The organism is Flavobacterium rakeshii, from assembly GCF_009741375.1.
Taxonomy (GTDB): Bacteria; Bacteroidota; Bacteroidia; order Flavobacteriales; family Flavobacteriaceae; genus Flavobacterium; species Flavobacterium rakeshii.
In genome coordinates this window covers 154,458-173,438 of sequence record NZ_WOWP01000011.1, presented here as the reverse complement: position 1 = coordinate 173,438, position 18,981 = coordinate 154,458, and the positions used below count along the sequence as shown (strand labels likewise).

Genomic DNA, 18,981 nt, shown 5'->3' with positions numbered 1-18,981 from the left:
TAGATTATTTGGAACTAAAGGTTTTTAAGTAAGTTTAAATCTTTTTTTATGTCAAAATTTGGAGAACTTATAAACTCCCCGGTACCTGTACTAATCGATTTTTACACAGAGTGGAACGAGCCTTCTGTGTCAATGCATCCTGTAATTAGAGATGTAGCCGCTGCACTGGGAGACAGGGCAAAGGTGATAAAAATCGATGTAGATAAAAATCAGGAACTGGCCGATGCTTTAAGAATAAAAGGACTTCCTACGTTAATGATTTACAAGGGAGGACAAATGGTGTGGAGGCAATCAGGTGAACTGGATGCTAATACTATTATCGGGCTGGTACAGGAATTTACCAGTACTAGTGCATAGCCTCAAACCTAAACTTTTTCTTCTTTAAGTATTCTATTGCTCTTGGTAGGGCATATTCCAGATTAGGGAATGCTTTTACACTGTCGTGAAAAATAATCACGCTACCTTCTGTTGTGTTTTCTGTAACGTTTTCAAGACACTTTTCGGGAGTTATGGTTTTATCAAAATCAGCACTCAATACATCCCACATTATTATTTTGTACCCCTTATCCCTTATTGCTTTAGCTTGAGATGACTTTATCTTACCGTAAGGTGGTCTGAATAGTTTTGTAGTGTATTCTTCGTGCGTAAAGCCTTTAATTACCTCTTCGCAGGCAAATGTATTTTCCAGATAGGTTTCCTTTTTGGTTTTCCATCCGTTTAAGTGATTGTAGGTATGGTTAGCAATAGTGTGACCATCGTCTGCTACCTTTTTAAAAATATCCGGATACTTTTTGATGTTATTACCTATGCAGAAAAAAGTGGCTTTAATGTCGTGTTTTTTCAGTACACCAAGTACCCACTCGGTAATCTCGGGAGTAGGGCCGTCATCAAAAGTAAGGTATACGGTATTACTGTTGTTAGGGATGTCCCAAACAAAACCGTTAAACAACTTTTTAATCAGTTTCCCTGTTTTGACCCAGTATGCTTTCATGCTAAAAAAATAAGCAGCTTTACTCAAAGCTGCTTATAAAGTTACTATTATAATTTAGTTATTATTCGTTTTCACGTTTAAACCTTTTAAACATTTCGTTGTACTTATTAAAGGTAGGTTTTTCCTTGTTGTAAAGCTCTGTGTCACCTTCGTCTTTCATAATTAGTAAAAGGCTTCTGTAACGTTCAATATCGGTTATAATATCAACAATAATGTTGTTTTGTTCTCTTACATCAACACTGTTATAGAAGGCAAGCTTCTCCTGGTACTTTTTGATAAGTTGAGTAAGCAGGTCACGTGCTTTTTCTTTTTCGCCAAGCTGATAGTATGCTGTTGCAAAAGGCTCCAGTAAGGTGTAGTAACCAAAGTAATCTACCGGCATCTTAGTCATGGCAAGATCAGCAATATCTTTAGCTTTATCCTTTTTACCTTCCTCTATCAGTTTTTCCATAAGTCGCGCCAGGTTGGTGCGGTATGTAATACTGTTTTTACGGGTTTCCGGGTCATGATAAATGTTAGGGCTTTCGCTGTTACCCCAATCCCATTTCATAACAATATTGTACATTTTTTCGGTATCAATATGTCCCATATCAAGCAGACTTCCTTCTTTAGGAACCGGAGTTCTTACAGGAACAAGCTTGAATACCATACCATCTAACTGAAGGTAGTCTTTCATCCAAATGTAATCGTCATCACCAAAGCTACCTCCGGTAAAGTAAATAGGGCGTTCCCAGTTATTGTTGTTAACAATATCAAGCATTAACAGGCGGTTTTTGTATATAGCATCGCCTTTAATGTCGATATCGATATAAGGAACAATAGAGTCATAAAGCTCAGGCTCTACTACTTTGTGTTTTATAACCGATTCACGATCTACTTTAAGCCTGATTTTATTAGTAGGGAAGTAGTTAATACTATGTCCGTTTTTAAGCTCAACTTTTGTTCTTTGGTCATCTGAAGCGATAAATGATATAAAGTCGTTTATGTCCCAGCGGTTTTCGGTTTGCTTATCGAAGAACATATAGTCTCTTGTTCCCTGTACATACTGGTCGTGTGTAAAGGATATAGGTAACGGCTCAGATGTGTATGCTTTCGCTTTCATCTGGTCTATATACCAGTCGGTCATGAAAAGACTGGTGTTTACAATCCTGATGTCTGTGCGTATGCCTTCTATTTCCTGTGCATACCAAAGCGGGAAGGTGTCGTTATCCCCAATGGTAAATAAAATGGCATTTTCGTCACACGACTCAAGGTAAGCCTTAGCCATTGCAAGTGCAGTATAACGACCTGAACGGTCGTGGTCGTCCCAGTTTTGAGAAGCCAGTAATACAGGTCCTGCCAGTAATGTAGCAGCCAGTACAACCGGTCCTGCAATTTTTGGAGCTAAATATCTTTGTATGGCTTCATAAATAGCATATACACCTATACCTATCCACATGGCAAATACATAGAATGATCCTACAAGGGCATAGTCTCTCTCTCTTGGCTCGAAAGGTCTTTCGTTTAGGTACACCTTAAGGGCAAGTCCTGTAAACAGGAATAGTATAAGTAATACATAGAAGCTCTTAGGGTCTCTTGACGCATGGTAGCATAATCCTATAAATCCTAAGAATAGAGGTAAGAAGTAGTAAAAGTTCCTTGCCTTGTTGTTAAGCTGATCTTCTGTGAGGTTGCTTTGCGGGCCCACGTGGTTTTCGTCAATAAATTTAATACCACTCATCCAGTTACCGTCATAATTATCATAACGTCCCTGTATGTCGTTTTGCCTACCGGTAAAGTTCCACATAAAGTATCTGAAATACATATAACCAAACTGGTATTGGAACATGAATTTCATGTTGTCGCTAAATGATGGTTTCTCTATTATAAGGTAACTGCTGTAGTTTCTAAGGAATTTGTCGTAATCATCAAGATCCAGTTCTCCTTTTTGGTAAGAGGCTTTGAACTGATTGATTATGTTTTGAAGTTCATCACGCACCTGTGCCATAGCTTTCCCTATTTCCTCATCACTCATTTGATCTAAAGGAAGGCCATATTGTACAAGGTCTCTTGAAAAATCATAGTTAGGGTCTATCCTAAAGTCAAGAGGTTTTGTGAAATTCATATAATTTACCGGATGACCGTTGTCTGTACTCCACATTCTCGGCATAAAGCCTTTGTGGTTGTCATCGGTATTCTGTTTTGCGTTTATGTAATTATTTACAATAACATATTTTCCGGTTTTATAGTTCCTTTGGTAGTTTGGTTTTTCATCCTCATATGGTTTGTCGGCATCAAGTCCGGCATAAATATCAGAATACATAGGGCCATAAAACAGTTTTTGCTCACCATACTGCTCACGATTATAGTAGGCAAGTACCTCGGCAGCATCCGATGGTCTGTTCTCATTAATAACCACGTTTGCGTTAGCACGTATAGGTAACATCATCCAGGTAGAGAAACCTATAAAGATAAATAGTATACAAAGAGTAAGTGTATTGGCAAGTGCATATCCTTTTTTACGGGTATAGCTAAGCCCAAAGTAAAAGAAGGCTACCAGTAGTATGGCTACAAATATGGTTCCTGAGTTGAAAGGAAGTCCCATTTTGTTAACCATAAATATTTCGGTCTTACCAAAAAGGGCAAGCGTGTATGGTAATAGTAATTTGAAGATGAAAAGGAGTACGGCTACAATAACAATGTTTGCTATAATGAAGCTTTTTACTGTAACTTTTTCGTAGTTCTTAAAGAAATATATAAATCCGATTGCAGGGATAGTAAGCAGCGCCATAAAGTGAACACCAAATGATAAACCTACTACCAGCGATATGATAAGTAACCATTTGTTGCCTCGCGGAGTGTTCATGTCCTGCTCCCAGCGTAATCCAAGCCAAAGTAGTAATGCTATAAATAACGATGCCATGGCATACACCTCGGCTTCAACCGCATTAAACCAAAAACTGTCTGTAAAGGTAAAGGCAAGTGCACCAACGGCAGAGCTCCCTATTACCATAAAGGCATTGTTGTTATTAAATTCGGAAAATTTCTCAACCAGTGATCGTGTTATCATGGTTAATGACCAAAACATAAAAAGTATGGTGAATGCACTGGAGGCTACCGATACCATATTAACCATAAGAGCTTCCTTATCAGGACCCGATGCAAACATGGCAAAGAAAGCACCTACCATTTGGAATAAAGGAGCTCCCGGCGGGTGACCTACCTCAAGCTTTGCGGCTGTGGTGATGTACTCGCCACAATCCCAAAAACTCATGGTTGGCTCTACGGTTAGCGAATAAACAATAAATGCAATGGCAAAAACAAACCATCCGGTGATGGTGTTCCATTTTTTAAAGTTGAATGTTATCATGCGGTTTTGAAAATTCCGGATTTATATATGCAAAGAAACTATTTTTTATTTAAAGGTAATTAAGCAAACTTATTTTTAATGTTTAATATAAAGTAAAAAGGCGGGAATTATTGTAATTCCCGCCCTGTAAAATATTTCTGTCAGCTATTGTCTTCCATAAACCGCTCCATCATTTTGTAATATCGGTCAAATTCAGGGAGCTGTTTGTCATAAAATTCATTGTCGCCCTGCTTTTTAATCATTTGTAATAATCTGTAATAACCTCCTATGTCACCCGGTGAGTTAACCGAATTGAAAAAGGCGATGTTTTCCTGATATTTCTTTATTAACTGCGCTGCCAGTTCACGAGCCTTTTCGGTTTCGCCTACTTTATAATATCCTTCTGCAAAAGGTTCAGACATGAAGTGGTAGCCATAATCTTGCGTAGGTAGCTTTGTTACGGCAAGGTCAATTATGGTTTTAGCCATTTCGGTTTTGCCTTCCTGAATTAAAGTGTCGCTTAATCGGGCAAGGTTTTTACGGTAGGTAATGCTGTTACGTCTTGTTTCAGGATCAAGGTATATTTTTTTATTACTGCTGCCCCAGTCCCATCGCATAACGGTATCATACATTTTTTGTGAATCAATATGACCAATGTCAATTGGGCTGTCTTTTGGTACTTTTGTTTTTACAGGGACCAGTTTGTAGGTCATGCCGTCTAATTGAAGGTAGTCTTTTAACCAAAGATAATCTTCGGCTTTAGGGCTTCCGCCTGTAAAGTAAATAGGGCGCTCCCAGTTGTTGTTGCGAATTATGTCCAGCATAACCAGCTGATGTTTAAAAATAGCCTCTTTAGGTAGGTCTATTTCGATGTACGATACAATAGAATCATATAACTCTGGCGATACAACCTTGTTTTTAATAACGGCTTCTTTGTCTATCGGTATGCGTATTTTATTACTCGGGTAATAATTGGCCCAATGTCCGTTATTGAGTTCTACCTTGGCGCGCTCGTCATCCATTAAAACAAAATCCATAAAGTCATCTATGTCCAAACGTTCTTCTGTTCTTGGTACATATAATATAAAGTCGCGGGTTCCGTCTACATATTGATTGTGATTCATTGAAACAGGTACCCCTTCGGCTTCATAAGTTTTTTGTTTCAGTTGGTCAATATACCAGTCGGCAGGTAGGTAGGTGGAGCAGGCAACTTTAATATCAGTCCTGAAGTTTTCTATTTCCTGGGCATACCATAACGGGAAAGTATCGTTGTCTCCTATAGTAAATAGTATAGCATTAGGATCGCATGAATCAAGATAGGTTTTTGCCATTACAAGCGCCGTGTCCCTGCCCGATCTGTCATGGTCGTCCCAGTTCTCAAAAGCCATAAGGGTAGGAGCTGCCAGTAATGTTGCTCCTAATATAACCGGAACGGCTACTTTTTGATTTATATGTTTTTGTATACTATTGTATAAAGCATAAACCCCCATAGCTATCCATATGGCAAAAACATAAAAAGCACCAACCATAACGTAGTCTCTTTCGCGGACTTCAAATGGCTTTTCGTTAAGGAATACTTTTATAGCTAAACTCATAAATACAAATAGTACTAATAAGGTGTAAAAACTTTTTGGGTCTTTACGGGCATGGAAAATAAATCCTATAAGGCCTAATATAAAAGGTATGAAAAAGTATATGTTACGACCTTTGTTGTTTAGCATGTCTGAGGTTAGATGGCTTTGCGCTCCTAGTCGGGCTTCATCTATGGCTTTAAAGCCGCTTAGCCAGTTTCCGTTAAGGTGGTCGCCTTCTCCCTGCACATCGTTTTGTTTTCCTGCAAAGTTCCACATTAGGTAACGCCAAAACATATAGCCAAACTGATATTCAGCCATGAACTGCATGTTTTGCATTAATGTTGGTTTTTCTACAATAAGATAGCTTTTGTAGGTTTTAAGAAATCTGTCATAACCTTCATAGTCTATTTCGCCTTTGTTGTAGGCCAATTTAAATTCGTTTATTACATCGGTAAGTTGTGACTTTATCTCGCTCATAGCGGTATAGGCTTCATCCTGACTAATGTTGTTTATGTCAATACCATATTTGCCAAGATCCTGAGAGAAATCGTATTGCGGATTTATCTTGAACTTTGGTGGCGCTGTGTAAGCCATATAATTAGCGGCGTGTTTTTCGCTAATCATACGGGGTAATATCCCGTTGTGGTCTTTGTGGGTGTTGTGTACTGCGTTTTTATAATTGTTTACAGCTACATATTTTCCGGTTTTGTAATCGCGCTCATAGTTTGGTTTTCCGTCTGAAAACGGATTGTCCGGGTCTAAGCCTGCATAGGTTTCGGTATAGAGCGGACCGTAAAATACTTTTTGCTCGCCATAATTTTCGCGGTTATAATATGCCAGCAGTTCGGTGGCATCGGTAGGAGGTACTTCATTAATTACTACTCCGGCGTTAGATCGAACCGGTAAAACCAGCCAGGTTGAAAAACCAATAAACATAAAAAGGGTACAAAGTATTGCTGTGTTGTAAAGAGGTAGTCCTTTTTGTTTTGTGTATCGTAGTCCGTAGTAAAAGAAGCCTATAACTAATAATCCCATTATTATAGTGCCCGAATTAAAAGGTAGTCTTAAAGTGTTTACGGCAAATATTTCGGTTTTACCAAACAGCGCCATTGTGTATGGCATTAAAAACTTAAATACAAAAAGCAATACACCTACTATAGCGATGTTGGCTAGTATGAAATTTTTACTAATTACTGTTTTGTAATTTTTAAAGTAATAAATAAGTCCTATTGACGGTATGGTTAATAGCGTTAAAAAATGAACTCCAAATGATAATCCTACCAAGAGTGAGATTAATAATAGCCATCGGTTACCGTTTGGTAAATGCATTTCTTCGCCCCAGCGTAATCCTGCCCACATTAATAACGATATAAATAAAGATGCCATGGCGTACACCTCGGCTTCGGTAGCGTTAAACCAAAAACTGTCTGAAAAGGTAAGGCACAAACAGCCTATAAGCGAGCTTCCCAGTATCATTATGGTGTTGCCTTTTGTTAGTTCTCCAAACTTTACAACAATGTTTTTTAATAGTAATGAAACCGACCAGTACATAAAAAGTATGGCAAACGATGCCGAAAATACCGATACCATATTTACCATTAGAGCAACTTTTTCTTTAGAGAATGCAAAAAGCGCAAACACCGATCCTATTAACTGGTACAGCGGAGCGCCTGGCGGATGGCCTACCTGTAGCTTGGCGGCAGTAGATATATATTCACCCGAATCCCAAAAACTAACAGTGGGTTCTACGGTGATGGAGTAGGTAATTAGTGCAACAGCAAAAGAAGTCCATCCTAAAATAATGTTCCACCTTTTAAAGTAATGATCGTGCATAATGGGTCTTTTAATTGGTTATCAGTTTGTTTGCCTTACGGCTAATATTACAGTAGTAACGCAGAAAAAATTTTTTTCATATTTTTTGAAATAAAAATTTGCAAAAATGAATTTATGTGCTACATTTGCACCCGCAATCACGCACCAATACAATGGTCTATGGTGTAATGGTAACACTACTGATTTTGGTTCAGTCATTCTAGGTTCGAGTCCTAGTAGACCAACAAAAGCCTCTCAGGAAACTGGGAGGCTTTTTTTATTGCGTTATTTTTAGGTTAATTATATAAAAAAAGCTGCCTAAGGGCAGCTTTGTGTTTTTTCTTTCTGGTTAGATTTTGAAAGTTACAACTGGTCTTACGGCATGGTTAACCAGGTCTTCGCTAATACTTCCGTTAAAGAAGTGTGCAAGTCCTTTTCTTCCGTGAGTACACATACCAATAAGGTCGGCGTTTACACTGTTTGCAAAGTGAAGTATACCTTTCTCTACATTAATGTCGTTGTATATGTGTGTAGAGTAGCCTCCTGTTAGGTTTGCGTTTGCAGCAAAATCATGGATAAGCTTCTCTGCAGCGTGTGTAGACTTAAAGTCGTTTGGTGTGTTTACAAAAACAAGGTGTAGGTTTGCATTAAACAGATTTGCGAAGCTTACTGCGTCTTTAAACGGTTTTTTGATTTCGTCTGAGAAGTCAGAAGCAAAAACAAAGTTTTGCGGAGCGAACTCGCCTTCCTCTTTCTTGATTACAAGAACCGGGATGTCTGAAGTACGAACCACTTTTTCAGTGTTAGAGCCAATAAACATTTCTCTAAATCCGCTTGCTCCGTGAGATCCCATAATAACTAAGTCAATATCGTGTTTCTTGCTGTGAGCAATAATACCGTCAAAGGCTTTGTCAAACTGAATGGCTTCAATAACAGTTATACCTTCAAGGTATGGTTCGTTAAGCAGGTCCTGAAAGCGTTCGCGTGTTTTTTCCATAAAGAACATAACTTCAGGTACTCCTGCACTTCGTCCTACGGCGTTACTTTCTCCTATACCGTCATCGCTAATGTGGTTTGGCAGTTCCAGCATGTGAAGCAGGTATATTTCGCCGTTATTTTTGCGAGCAATCTGAGCTGCTACTTTAAGCGCATACTCAGCGTGGTCTGAGAAATCGGTAGGTACTAAAATTCTTTTCATATGTGTAAATTATTAACAAAAATTTGGTTGGAAAAATAATACAATAAAAGTAGTGAATAAATTTTACATTATGTAATGATTTTCAATATATAAAAAAATTAGTATATTTGCACAGTTATTTACTAAAAAACTAAATAATGAGGGGACAGGAGTCCCCTCTTTTTATACTTGATATGACATTTAGAGAGAAAGTTGCAGAACTGGTGAATGCGGCGCTGGAAGAGCGCCCTTCGTTGTTTCTTATAGATCTTTCCATAAGTGACTCCAATAAAATTAATGTTACGCTGGATGGCGATAACGGGATAAATTTACAGGACTGTATAGATGTAAGCAGGGCTGTAGAGCATAACTTGGATAGGGAAGAGCAGGATTTTTCTCTTGAAGTAGCTTCGGCAGGAGCGACAAGCCCTTTAAAAAACATCAGGCAGTATAAAAAAAATATTGGACGAACACTTAAGGTAAAGACTGAGAGTGGTGAAACTGAGGCTAACCTTACAGATGCTACTGAAGAGTTCATAGTGCTGGAGTGGAAGGCAAGGGAGCCTAAAAAGATAGGTAAAGGGAAAGAAACCGTACAAAAAAGAGTGGAAATCCCTTATGCAGAAATTAAAGAAGCAGTTGTTGTTATAAAATTTTAAAAAATAAAGAGAGTTGGCATGGAAAATCTTGCATTAATTGATTCGTTTTCAGAGTTTAAGGACGATAAGCTGATAGATCGCGTTACGCTGATGGCGATTCTGGAAGATGTATTTAGAAATGCATTAAAGAAGAAATATGGTTCTGATGATAATTTTGATATCATTATAAACCCTGACAAAGGGGATATGGAGATTTGGAGGAACCGTGTGGTTGTAGCCGATGGTGAGGTAGAAGATCCTAACCAGGAAATTTCTCTTTCTGAAGCCAGAAAAATTGAGCCTGACTTTGAGGTGGGTGAAGATGTTTCTGAAGAGGTGAAGCTAATACAGTTAGGTCGTCGTGCCATACTTGCGTTACGCCAAAACCTTATATCTAAAATTCACGAACACGATAATACAAACCTATACAAGCAGTTTAAAGAGCTTATAGGTGATATTTATACTGCAGAAGTGCACCATGTTCGACCAAAAGCTGTAATTTTGGTGGATGATGAAGGTAATGAGATTGTTTTACCAAAAGAAAAACAAATCCCTTCAGACTTTTTCAGAAAAGGAGATAACGTTCGTGGTATAATAGAAAATGTTGAGCTTAAAGGAAATAAGCCGCAAATTATTATGTCAAGAACTTCTGAGAAATTCCTTGAGAAACTTTTCGAGCAGGAAATACCAGAGGTGTTTGACGGACTTATCACTATCAAAAAAGTAGTGAGAATACCGGGCGAAAAGGCAAAAGTTGCTGTTGATTCTTATGATGACAGAATTGATCCTGTTGGTGCCTGTGTGGGTATGAAAGGGTCAAGAATTCACGGAATTGTACGTGAATTAGGAAATGAAAATATTGATGTAATAAACTATACGTCTAATACTCAGCTTTATATTACAAGAGCATTGAGTCCTGCAAAAGTTTCTTCTATCAAAATTGATGAAGAGGCTAAAAGGGCAGAGGTGTTTTTAAAGCTGGAAGAAGTGTCTAAGGCTATTGGCCGTGGCGGACACAACATTAAGCTTGCCGGGTTGCTTACAGGATATGAGCTTGATGTAATACGTGAAGGTAATCTAGAGGAGGATGAGGATGTTGAATTGACAGAATTCTCAGACGAAATCGAAGATTGGATTATCCAGGAGTTTGCTAAAATAGGTTTAGATACAGCCAGAAGCGTGCTTAATCAGGATGTGGCAGACCTAGTAAGAAGAACAGACCTGGAAGAAGAAACAATTCTTGAAGTTGTAAGGATACTTAAGGAAGAGTTTGAAGACTAATAATACTATTGTATAAATATAACATACAACCGGGAAAGATAATATTAAAAAGATTTTATGTCTGAAGAAAGAGTAATAAGATTAAATAAAGTTTTAAGAGAATTAAACATTTCGCTGGACAGGGCTGTTGAGTTTCTTAAGGATAAGGGGCATAATATTGATGCTACCCCTAACGCTAAAATATCCAACGAGGAATATAAAGCTCTTATTAACCAGTTTTCTGCCGATAAAGGTAAGAAAGAGGCTTCTCTTGAAGTGAGTGAAGAGAAAAGGAAGGAGAAGGAGGCTCTAAGGCTGGAGAGGGAGCGTGAGTTAGAAGAGAAACGTAAGCAGCAGGAAGAGGAAGAAAAGCAAAGGCAGGAAGTAATCCGTGCAAGAGCGAGTATATCCGGTCCGGTAGCAGTGGGTAAAATAGATCTTAATTCTGATAAAAAGGCTCAGCAGCAATCTTCAGACACTGTGGAGGAACCTGTGCAGGAAACTGCTCCTAAAGAGGAAGCTTCAAAAGCTAAAGAGGAGCCTGTAAAACAACCGGAACCTGTGAAAGCACAAGAAGAGGTTAAAAAACCTGAGGAAACACCTGTGCCAAAGCAGGAAGCTCCAAAAGCAAAAGAGCAGCAGCCTGCAAAACAGCAGGAGCAACCTGTTAAACATAAAAAACAGGATAAGCCGCAACATGCGCCTAAGCAGGAAGCTCCAAAACAACAGGCACCTAAGCAGGAAACGCCAAAAGAAGGTGAAGGAGCAACGCCTGTAGAGGATGTTATTAAAACACAATATCAAAAACTTAGCGGTACTACCTTTACAGGTAAAACCATAGATCTTTCCCAATTCGAAAAAGCTAAGAAGAAAAAAGAAGAGCCTAAAAAAGATAATAAAGGCGGCAATAACAACCAGGGCGGCGGAAATAACAATAATAAGAATAAGAGAAAGAGAATAACTACCAAACCTCAGGGTGGTGGTCAGGGTGGTAATAACAACAACCAGGGCGGTAACCAACAGGGAGGAAATAACCAGGGTGGTAACAGACAAGGTAGCGGTAACAGATTTGGTAACAATAATAACAGAGGCAACAACAAACGCCAGGCTATTGTTAACAAAGTAGAGCCTACCGAAGAAGAAGTTAAAAACCAAATTAGAGAAACCCTTGAAAAGCTTCAGGGTAAAGGTAGCAAGTCTAAAGCAGCTAAGTACAGAAGAGATAAGCGTGAAACACACCGTCAGCGTACTGATGACGAGCAAAAACAGCTTGAAGAAGGAAGCAAAGTGCTTAAAGTAACAGAGTTTGTTACTGTAGGTGAAATTGCAAGTATGATGGATGTGCCTATTACTAAGGTTATCTCTGTATGTATGTCGTTAGGTATCATGGTGAGTATGAACCAGCGTTTAGATGCTGAAACACTTACTATTGTTGCTGATGAGTTTGGTTATGAAGTTAAAATTACAACAGCTGATATTGAAGAGTCAATAGAGGTTGTAGAAGATAAAGAAGAAGATTTACAGTTCAGGGCACCTATCGTTACAGTAATGGGTCACGTTGACCACGGTAAAACGTCGTTACTTGACTACATCCGTAAGGAAAATGTAATTGCAGGTGAGTCGGGAGGTATTACACAACACATTGGTGCTTATGGAGTAACTCTTGAAAGCGGACAGAAAATCGCATTCCTTGATACACCGGGTCACGAGGCGTTTACCGCGATGCGTGCGCGTGGTGCTCAGGTAACAGATATCGCTATTATCGTAATTGCTGCGGATGACGATATCATGCCGCAAACAAAAGAGGCAATCAACCACGCTCAGGCGGCAGGTGTGCCAATTATATTTGCAATCAACAAAGTTGATAAACCAACAGCTAACCCGGATAAAATTAAAGAACGCTTAGCAGGTATGAACCTGTTAGTGGAAGACTGGGGTGGTAAAATTCAGTCACACGATATATCTGCAAAAACAGGTTTAGGTGTGAAAGAATTACTTGAAAAAGTATTACTTGAGGCAGAGATCCTTGATCTTAAAGCTAACCCGGATAAGCCTGCAGTTGGTACTGTGGTTGAGGCTTTCCTTGATAAAGGTAGGGGTTATGTGGCTACTGTACTTGTACAGGGTGGTACTCTAAAAGTAGGTGATTATGTACTTGCAGGTAAACACCATGGTAAAGTAAAAGCAATGCACGATGAACGCGGAAACAGCCTTCAGGAGGCAGGTCCGTCAACACCGGTATCGCTACTTGGTCTTGATGGTGCGCCAACAGCGGGTGATAAGTTCAACGTGTTTGAAGATGAGAAAGAGGCTAAGCAAATTGCTGCAAAACGTACTCAGTTACTACGTGAGCAGGCAGTACGTACTCAGCGTCACATTACGCTTGCTGAGATTGGACGTAGGATTGCTTTAGGTCAGTTCAAAGAGCTTAACATTATCCTTAAAGGTGACGTGGATGGTTCGGTTGAGGCATTATCTGACTCGTTCTCTAAACTGTCTACAGAAGAAATTCAAATCAATATCATACATAAAGGTGTAGGTGCTATTACAGAGTCTGACGTGTTGTTAGCTTCGGCTTCAGATGCGATTATCATCGGATTTAACGTAAGACCAATGGGTAGTGCTAAGCAACTTGCAGAGAAAGAGGAAATCGATATCAGAAACTACTCTATCATCTATGATGCTATTGATGATGTTAAGGATGCTATGGAAGGTATGCTTTCTCCGGAGCTTAAAGAAGAGGTTACCGGTACTGCAGAAATCCGTGAAACATTCAAAATCTCTAAAGTGGGTACTATTGCCGGATGTATGGTTACAGATGGTAAGATATACAGAAGCTCTAAAATCCGTCTTATCAGGGATGGTGTGGTTATCTATACCGGAGAGCTTGCTACCCTTAAGCGATTTAAAGATGACGTTAAAGAGGTGTCTAAAGGTTATGATTGTGGTATGCAGGTTAAAAACTATAACGATATCCAAATTGGTGATGTTATTGAAGCATTCCAGGAGGTTGAAGTTAAAAAGACACTTAAATAATAAGAGTTTATATGTGACAAAAAGTCCGGCCATTGGTCGGACTTTTTTGTTTTGACATATTGTTTGGGAGTTGCTTCTCTATGAAATAAAAAAAGCCCTGACTTTGTCAGGGCTTTTTTTATTATTTATGAGCTGTTATTTGCTTGGTTTTATCAATAAGGCGTAAGGGTATTTCTCTTTTACCTTTACAAGCTGTCTTTCGGCTTCTATGCGTGATTTAAAGCTGCCTACCCATACTTTGTAGGTTGGGCTTTCAAATATTATTGTACCGTCTAAATCTTGGTATTCTTTTTTAAATTCAGCTAATGTTTTTCGGGCATTACTGTTCTCACCATAGTAAATCTGAATCTTGTATCGGTCGTTAATATCGATGTTTGAATTCAGTTTTCTTTTTTCATTTAGTAATTGCTCAAATTTGGGGTCCTGAGAGATAGGATTTTCCTGTTGTTGGGCAGTACTTTCTAAAGAATAAAAAGTAAGAAAAACTGCAGCTATTTTTAGGGCGTTTATTTTTAAAATTCTCATAATGAATAGGGTTTGGATGCAAAATTACGATTTATTACAAAATCTCGTTAGAATATATTTATTTAGAATTGTTATAAATTATGCTTTAAGATTTAATTAAGGTTTGAGAATAGTACATAAGTCGTATTTTTGTGGGAGTTTTTAAAAAAGTATACAAATTCATTCAGGTATACCCTTAAAAACTATACCAATTTAAGTCGATAATCATTTTTTAATATGAAAAAAGTGGGTAACCATACTTCGTTTTCGAGAATTTTATTTTTCTGTTTAGCTTTATCGCTCTCATTCTCATTTGCTTCTTACGCGCAAGACGCTGCTCCGGCGGCTGATGCAGGTCAGGAAGCTGCGGCTTCGGCAGGTGCCGGAGATCCGGCAAAAGGTAAAGAATTGTTCAATTCATTATGTGCTGCATGTCACAAGCTTGATGGCAAAATGACAGGTCCTGCTCTAAGAGGTGTTGCTGATAAGCATGATCGTGAGTGGCTTTACAAATGGATTCATAACAGTAGTGAGCTAATTAAATCAGGTGATGCGGCAGCTGTAAAGTTGTTTGCTGAAAACAATAATCAGGTAATGACTCCGTTTCCTCAGTTGTCTACAGGGGATATAGATAATATACTTGCTTATACATCGCAGCCTGCTCCTGTTGTTGAGAAAAAGACTGCTGGTGGTGAACCTGTCGCTCAGGAAGGTGGAGCTTCTAATAATTTAATTCTTGGGGCGTTAGTTCTTGTTCTTTTAGTTCTTATTGTTATGCTTGTTCTTGTGAACAGTACATTAAGGAAAGTTGCTGCTGCAAACGGTGTTGATGTTTCTAAAAAAGGAAATACAGTATCTTTTTGGCAGGCTTATGCAAGAAACCAGTTCCTTGTATTGGTTACTTCAATCCTGTTGTTGTTATCAGGTGCATACTTCCTTTATGGTTACTTAATGCAAATTGGTGTTGATCAGGGTTACGAACCAATTCAGCCAATACATTTCTCTCATAAAATTCACGCAGGTGAAAACGGTATCGATTGTAAATACTGTCACTCTTCTGCAAGGGTAAGTAAAACTTCGGGTATACCATCTCTTAATGTTTGTATGAACTGTCATAAAAACATTTCTGAGTTCTCAGGTAGTAAAGATTCTACTTATGTTGAATATTCTAAAGAATTCTATACTGCAGAAATCCAAAAACTATACGACGCTGTAGGTTGGGATAAATCTGCACAACAATACACAGGTAAAACTAAACCGGTTAAATGGGTTAGAATTCATAATCTTCCTGACTTTGTTTACTTCAATCACTCTCAGCACGTTTCTGTAGCAGGTGTTGAATGTCAAACATGTCACGGTCCTGTTGAGACGTTTGAGATTATGAAACAAAACGCTCCGTTAACAATGGGCTGGTGTATTAACTGTCACCGTGAGACAAATGTGAAAGTAGAAGGTAACGACTACTACAAAAAAATCCACGACGAACTTGCTAAGAAATATGGTGTGCAGAAGCTTACAGCTGCCAACATGGGAGGTACAGAGTGTGGAAAATGTCACTATTAATCAATTTTTAAGAAGCTAATATCTATATACAACATGGCATCAAACAAAAAATACTGGCAAAGTGTTGAAGAGCTGAACGAAAACAGTTCTATTGTTGAGACGCTAAGAAACAATGAGTTTGTTGAGGAGATTCCTACTGATGAATTTCTTGGTAATGAAGAGGCTATGTCTTCTTCTTCAACAAGCCGTCGTGACTTTTTGAAATATGTCGGGTTCAGTACTGCTGCAGCTTCTCTTGCAGCATGTGAAGGACCAGTAATTAAGTCGATTCCTTATGTGGTTCAACCAGAGGAAATCATTCCGGGTGTTGCAGATTACTATGCAACTACAATAGCGGATGGTTTTGATTTTGCAAACATATTAATCAAAACCCGTGAGGGTAGGCCAATTAAGGTTGAGAATAACAGGATGCCTGGTTCGGGCATTAGTGCTAACGCAAGGGTTTATGCCTCTGTTCTTTCTCTTTATGACAGCATGCGTTTAAAGCAGCCGATGGTTGCTGGTAAGCCGGCTTCATGGGAAGAGGTTGATACCAGGGTTAAAGCTGGTTTAGCAGAAGCTGCTGCAAGCGGTGGTCAGGTAGTTTTATTAACTAACACTATGGCTAGCCCGTCTACAGATAAGCTTATTGCTGAATTTGGTGCTAAGTATGCGAACTTTAAGCATGTTGTTTATGATTCAGTTTCTTCGTCTGAAGCTCTGGATGCTTACCAAACTGTTTATGGTGAGAGAGCTTTAGCTAATTACGATCTTTCAAGTGCTGATGTTATTGTTGCTGTTGGGGCAGATTTCCTGGGTGACTGGCAAGGTGGAGGGTATGATACTGGTTATGCCGGTAAGCGTATCCCGAAACAGGGTAAAATGTCTAAGCATATCCAGATGGAGGCAAATCTTACTCTGTCAGGTTCTAATGCGGATAAGCGTATACCTTTAACTGTTACTCAACAAAAACACGCATTAGTTCATTTATATAATGAGGTTACAGGTTCTTCTGTAAGCGTTCCTGCTGTAGGTGAGAAATATGCTGCAGAGGTTAAGAAGGCTGCTAAGCAGTTAAAAGCTGCCGGATCTAAAGGTGTTGTGATGACAGGTTTAGATGATGTTAATGCTCAGCTTCTTGTAATTGCAATTAACCAGGCGCTTCAAAGTGAGGCATTCAAGCCGGAAGAGGCTCGTTACATCCGTAAAGGTGATGCTAAACAAGTACAGGCGCTTATCAATGATATTAAAGCAGGGAGTGTTAGCGCGCTTATCATGAGTGGTGTTAACCCTGTTTATACTCTGCCAAACGGAGCTGAATTTAAAGCGGCTTTAGGTAAGGTAAAACTTTCTGTTGCATTCTCTATGAAAGAGGATGAAACCGCAGCTCATACTACTGTGGCTGTTGCTGCCCCTCATTATCTTGAGTCTTGGGGTGATGTGGTTATCACAAAAGGTACTTACAGTGTTACTCAGCCAACTATCCGTCCTTTGTTTGATACAAAACAACTTCAGGATGCTTTATTAAGCTGGAGTGGTAACTCGCAATCTTACTACGAATATTTAAAAGCTTCTTCTTCTGAGTTCTTTACAGGGAAATCATGGAACCAATTAGTTCACGATGGTATTTCTGTTTCAGAAAACGTTCCTGCTCTTACTGCGGGTGCTGCCGATTTTGGTGGTGCTGCAAGTGCATTAGCAGGTGCTAAAGCTGCAGGAGATTTTGAGCTTGTACTTTATACTAAAACAGGTATGGGTGATGGTCAACAGGCTAACAACCCATGGTTACAGGAGTTTCCTGATCCAATCACAAGAGCATCTTGGGATAACTATGTAACAGTTGCTAAAGCTGATGCTGAAAAGCTTGGGCTTGAAAATTACCATGTTGCTAATGGTGGTCTTAACGGTAGCTATGCTACTCTTGAGGTAAACGGAGTAAAACTTGAAAATGTTCCTGTAATGATCCAGCCGGGTCAGGCAGTAGGTACATTAGGTCTTTCTTTAGGTTATGGTCGTACAGCGGCAATGAAGCAGGAAATGCAGGTAGGTATCAATGCTTACCCTGTGTACAAAAACTTCAACTCATTCCAGTCGGCTAAAATCTCTAAAGGAAACGGTGACCACGAGTTTGCTTGTTTACAGTTACAAAAAACATTAATGGGTAGAGGAGATATCGTAAAAGAAACTACCCTTGAGATATTTAATACTAAAGATGCTTCTGAATGGAATGAACTTCCTCAGGTTTCTTTAGATCACAGTGAAGTAGCTTCTACTTCGGTTGACTTATGGGAGTCTTTTGACAGAACAGTAGGTCACCACTTTAACTTATCAATCGACCTTAATGCGTGTACGGGTTGTGGGGCTTGTGTTATAGCTTGTCACTCTGAAAACAACGTTCCGGTTGTAGGTAAGTCTGAAGTTAGAAGAAGCCGTGATATGCACTGGTTACGTATCGATAGATACTACTCTTCTGAAGAGACTTTTGCAGAGGATGTAGAGCTTAAAGAAAATACTTCCGGCTTAATGAACTCTATCAGTACATTTAACGCTATGGAAGATCCGGCAGAAAATCCACAGGTTGCATTCCAGCCGGTATTCTGTCAGCACTGTAACCACGCACCATGTGAAACTGTATGTCCGGTAGCGGCTACATCACACGGTCGTCAGGGTCAAAACCACATGGCTTACAACCGTTGTGTGGGTACTCGTTACTGTGCAAACAACTGTCCTTACAAAGTACGTCGTTTCAACTGGTTCCTTTACAACAAGAACAGTGAGTTTGATTACCATATGAATGACGATTTAGGACGTATGGTTCTTAACCCTGATGTTAACGTACGTTCTAGAGGTGTAATGGAGAAATGTTCTCTATGTTTACAAATGACTCAGGCAACAATCTTAAAAGCTAAGAGAGAAGGTCGTCCGGTTGCTAAGGATGAATTCTCAACAGCTTGTTCAGAAGCTTGTGGATCTGGAGCACTAGTATTCGGGGATATCAATAACCCAGAGGACACAGTTACTAAACTTAAAGAAGATGACAGGATGTATCACCTACTGGAGCATGTAGGTACTCAGCCTAACGTATTCTTCCAGGTTAAAGTAAGAAACACCTAAAATCA

At 39.2% G+C, this 18,981-nt stretch carries 11 protein-coding genes and 1 tRNA gene; 7 read left to right on the top strand and 5 right to left on the bottom strand.

The annotated features are described in order from the left end of the window. Nucleotides 1-48 precede the first annotated feature (48 nt). A complete protein-coding gene (locus tag GN157_RS03345) occupies nucleotides 49-357 on the top strand; it encodes a thioredoxin family protein (RefSeq protein WP_035134121.1) in 309 nt (102 codons plus the stop codon). Here GN157_RS03345 and GN157_RS03340 read toward each other — a convergent pair. The 3 genes from GN157_RS03340 to GN157_RS03330 form a co-directional block, all read right to left on the bottom strand. Further along, entirely contained in the window at nucleotides 347-991 is a 645-nt protein-coding gene (locus tag GN157_RS03340; protein ID WP_157481707.1) for a polysaccharide deacetylase family protein, read from the bottom strand. The genes GN157_RS03345 and GN157_RS03340 overlap by 11 nt on opposite strands. Nucleotides 992-1,052: 61 nt before the next feature. Next, a complete protein-coding gene (locus tag GN157_RS03335; RefSeq protein WP_157481706.1) occupies nucleotides 1,053-4,340 on the bottom strand; it encodes a protein O-mannosyl-transferase family in 3,288 nt (1,095 codons plus the stop codon). A gap of 140 nt (nucleotides 4,341-4,480) precedes the next feature. Then, nucleotides 4,481-7,726, bottom strand: coding sequence for a protein O-mannosyl-transferase family (locus tag GN157_RS03330; protein ID WP_157481705.1), 3,246 nt, complete (start codon nucleotides 7,724-7,726; stop codon nucleotides 4,481-4,483). Between the two features lie 153 nt (nucleotides 7,727-7,879). On the opposite strand from GN157_RS03330, the gene GN157_RS03325 reads away from it, so the two are divergent. Next, nucleotides 7,880-7,950 (top strand) — tRNA-Gln (locus GN157_RS03325). A 104-nt stretch (nucleotides 7,951-8,054) separates the two neighbouring features. On the opposite strand, the gene GN157_RS03320 is transcribed toward GN157_RS03325, so the two are convergent. After that, a complete protein-coding gene (locus GN157_RS03320) occupies nucleotides 8,055-8,903 on the bottom strand; it encodes a universal stress protein (RefSeq protein ID WP_157481704.1) in 849 nt (282 codons plus the stop codon). Between the two features lie 173 nt (nucleotides 8,904-9,076). Here GN157_RS03320 and rimP point away from each other — a divergent pair, with 173 nt between their 5' ends. Genes rimP through infB form a run of 3 tightly spaced genes read left to right on the top strand, consistent with a single transcriptional unit; the run spans nucleotide 9,077 to nucleotide 13,816 of the window. Then, nucleotides 9,077-9,541 (top strand): ribosome assembly cofactor RimP, encoded by a 465-nt coding sequence (rimP, locus tag GN157_RS03315; protein ID WP_157481775.1) that lies wholly within the window; start codon nucleotides 9,077-9,079, stop codon nucleotides 9,539-9,541. Between the two features lie 18 nt (nucleotides 9,542-9,559). Then, entirely contained in the window at nucleotides 9,560-10,801 is a 1,242-nt protein-coding gene (gene nusA, locus GN157_RS03310; protein ID WP_035134109.1) for a transcription termination factor NusA, read from the top strand. A gap of 57 nt (nucleotides 10,802-10,858) precedes the next feature. Then, the gene (gene infB, locus GN157_RS03305) at nucleotides 10,859-13,816 is read left to right on the top strand and encodes a translation initiation factor IF-2 (protein WP_157481703.1); all 2,958 of its coding nucleotides are present in this window, start codon (nucleotides 10,859-10,861) and stop codon (nucleotides 13,814-13,816) included. A 135-nt stretch (nucleotides 13,817-13,951) separates the two neighbouring features. Here infB and GN157_RS03300 read toward each other — a convergent pair whose 3' ends face one another. Further along, a complete protein-coding gene (locus tag GN157_RS03300) occupies nucleotides 13,952-14,341 on the bottom strand; it encodes an SPOR domain-containing protein (RefSeq protein WP_157481702.1) in 390 nt (129 codons plus the stop codon). Between the two features lie 216 nt (nucleotides 14,342-14,557). Between GN157_RS03300 and GN157_RS03295 the strand changes: the two genes are divergently transcribed. Both GN157_RS03295 and GN157_RS03290 read left to right on the top strand, forming a co-directional pair. Continuing rightward, the gene (locus tag GN157_RS03295; protein ID WP_157481701.1) at nucleotides 14,558-15,883 is read left to right on the top strand and encodes a cytochrome c3 family protein; all 1,326 of its coding nucleotides are present in this window, start codon (nucleotides 14,558-14,560) and stop codon (nucleotides 15,881-15,883) included. Between the two features lie 33 nt (nucleotides 15,884-15,916). Then, nucleotides 15,917-18,976 carry a TAT-variant-translocated molybdopterin oxidoreductase gene (locus tag GN157_RS03290; protein WP_157481700.1) on the top strand — a complete coding sequence of 1,020 codons (3,060 nt, stop codon included), beginning with the start codon at nucleotides 15,917-15,919 and terminating at the stop codon, nucleotides 18,974-18,976. Nucleotides 18,977-18,981 lie beyond the last annotated feature (5 nt).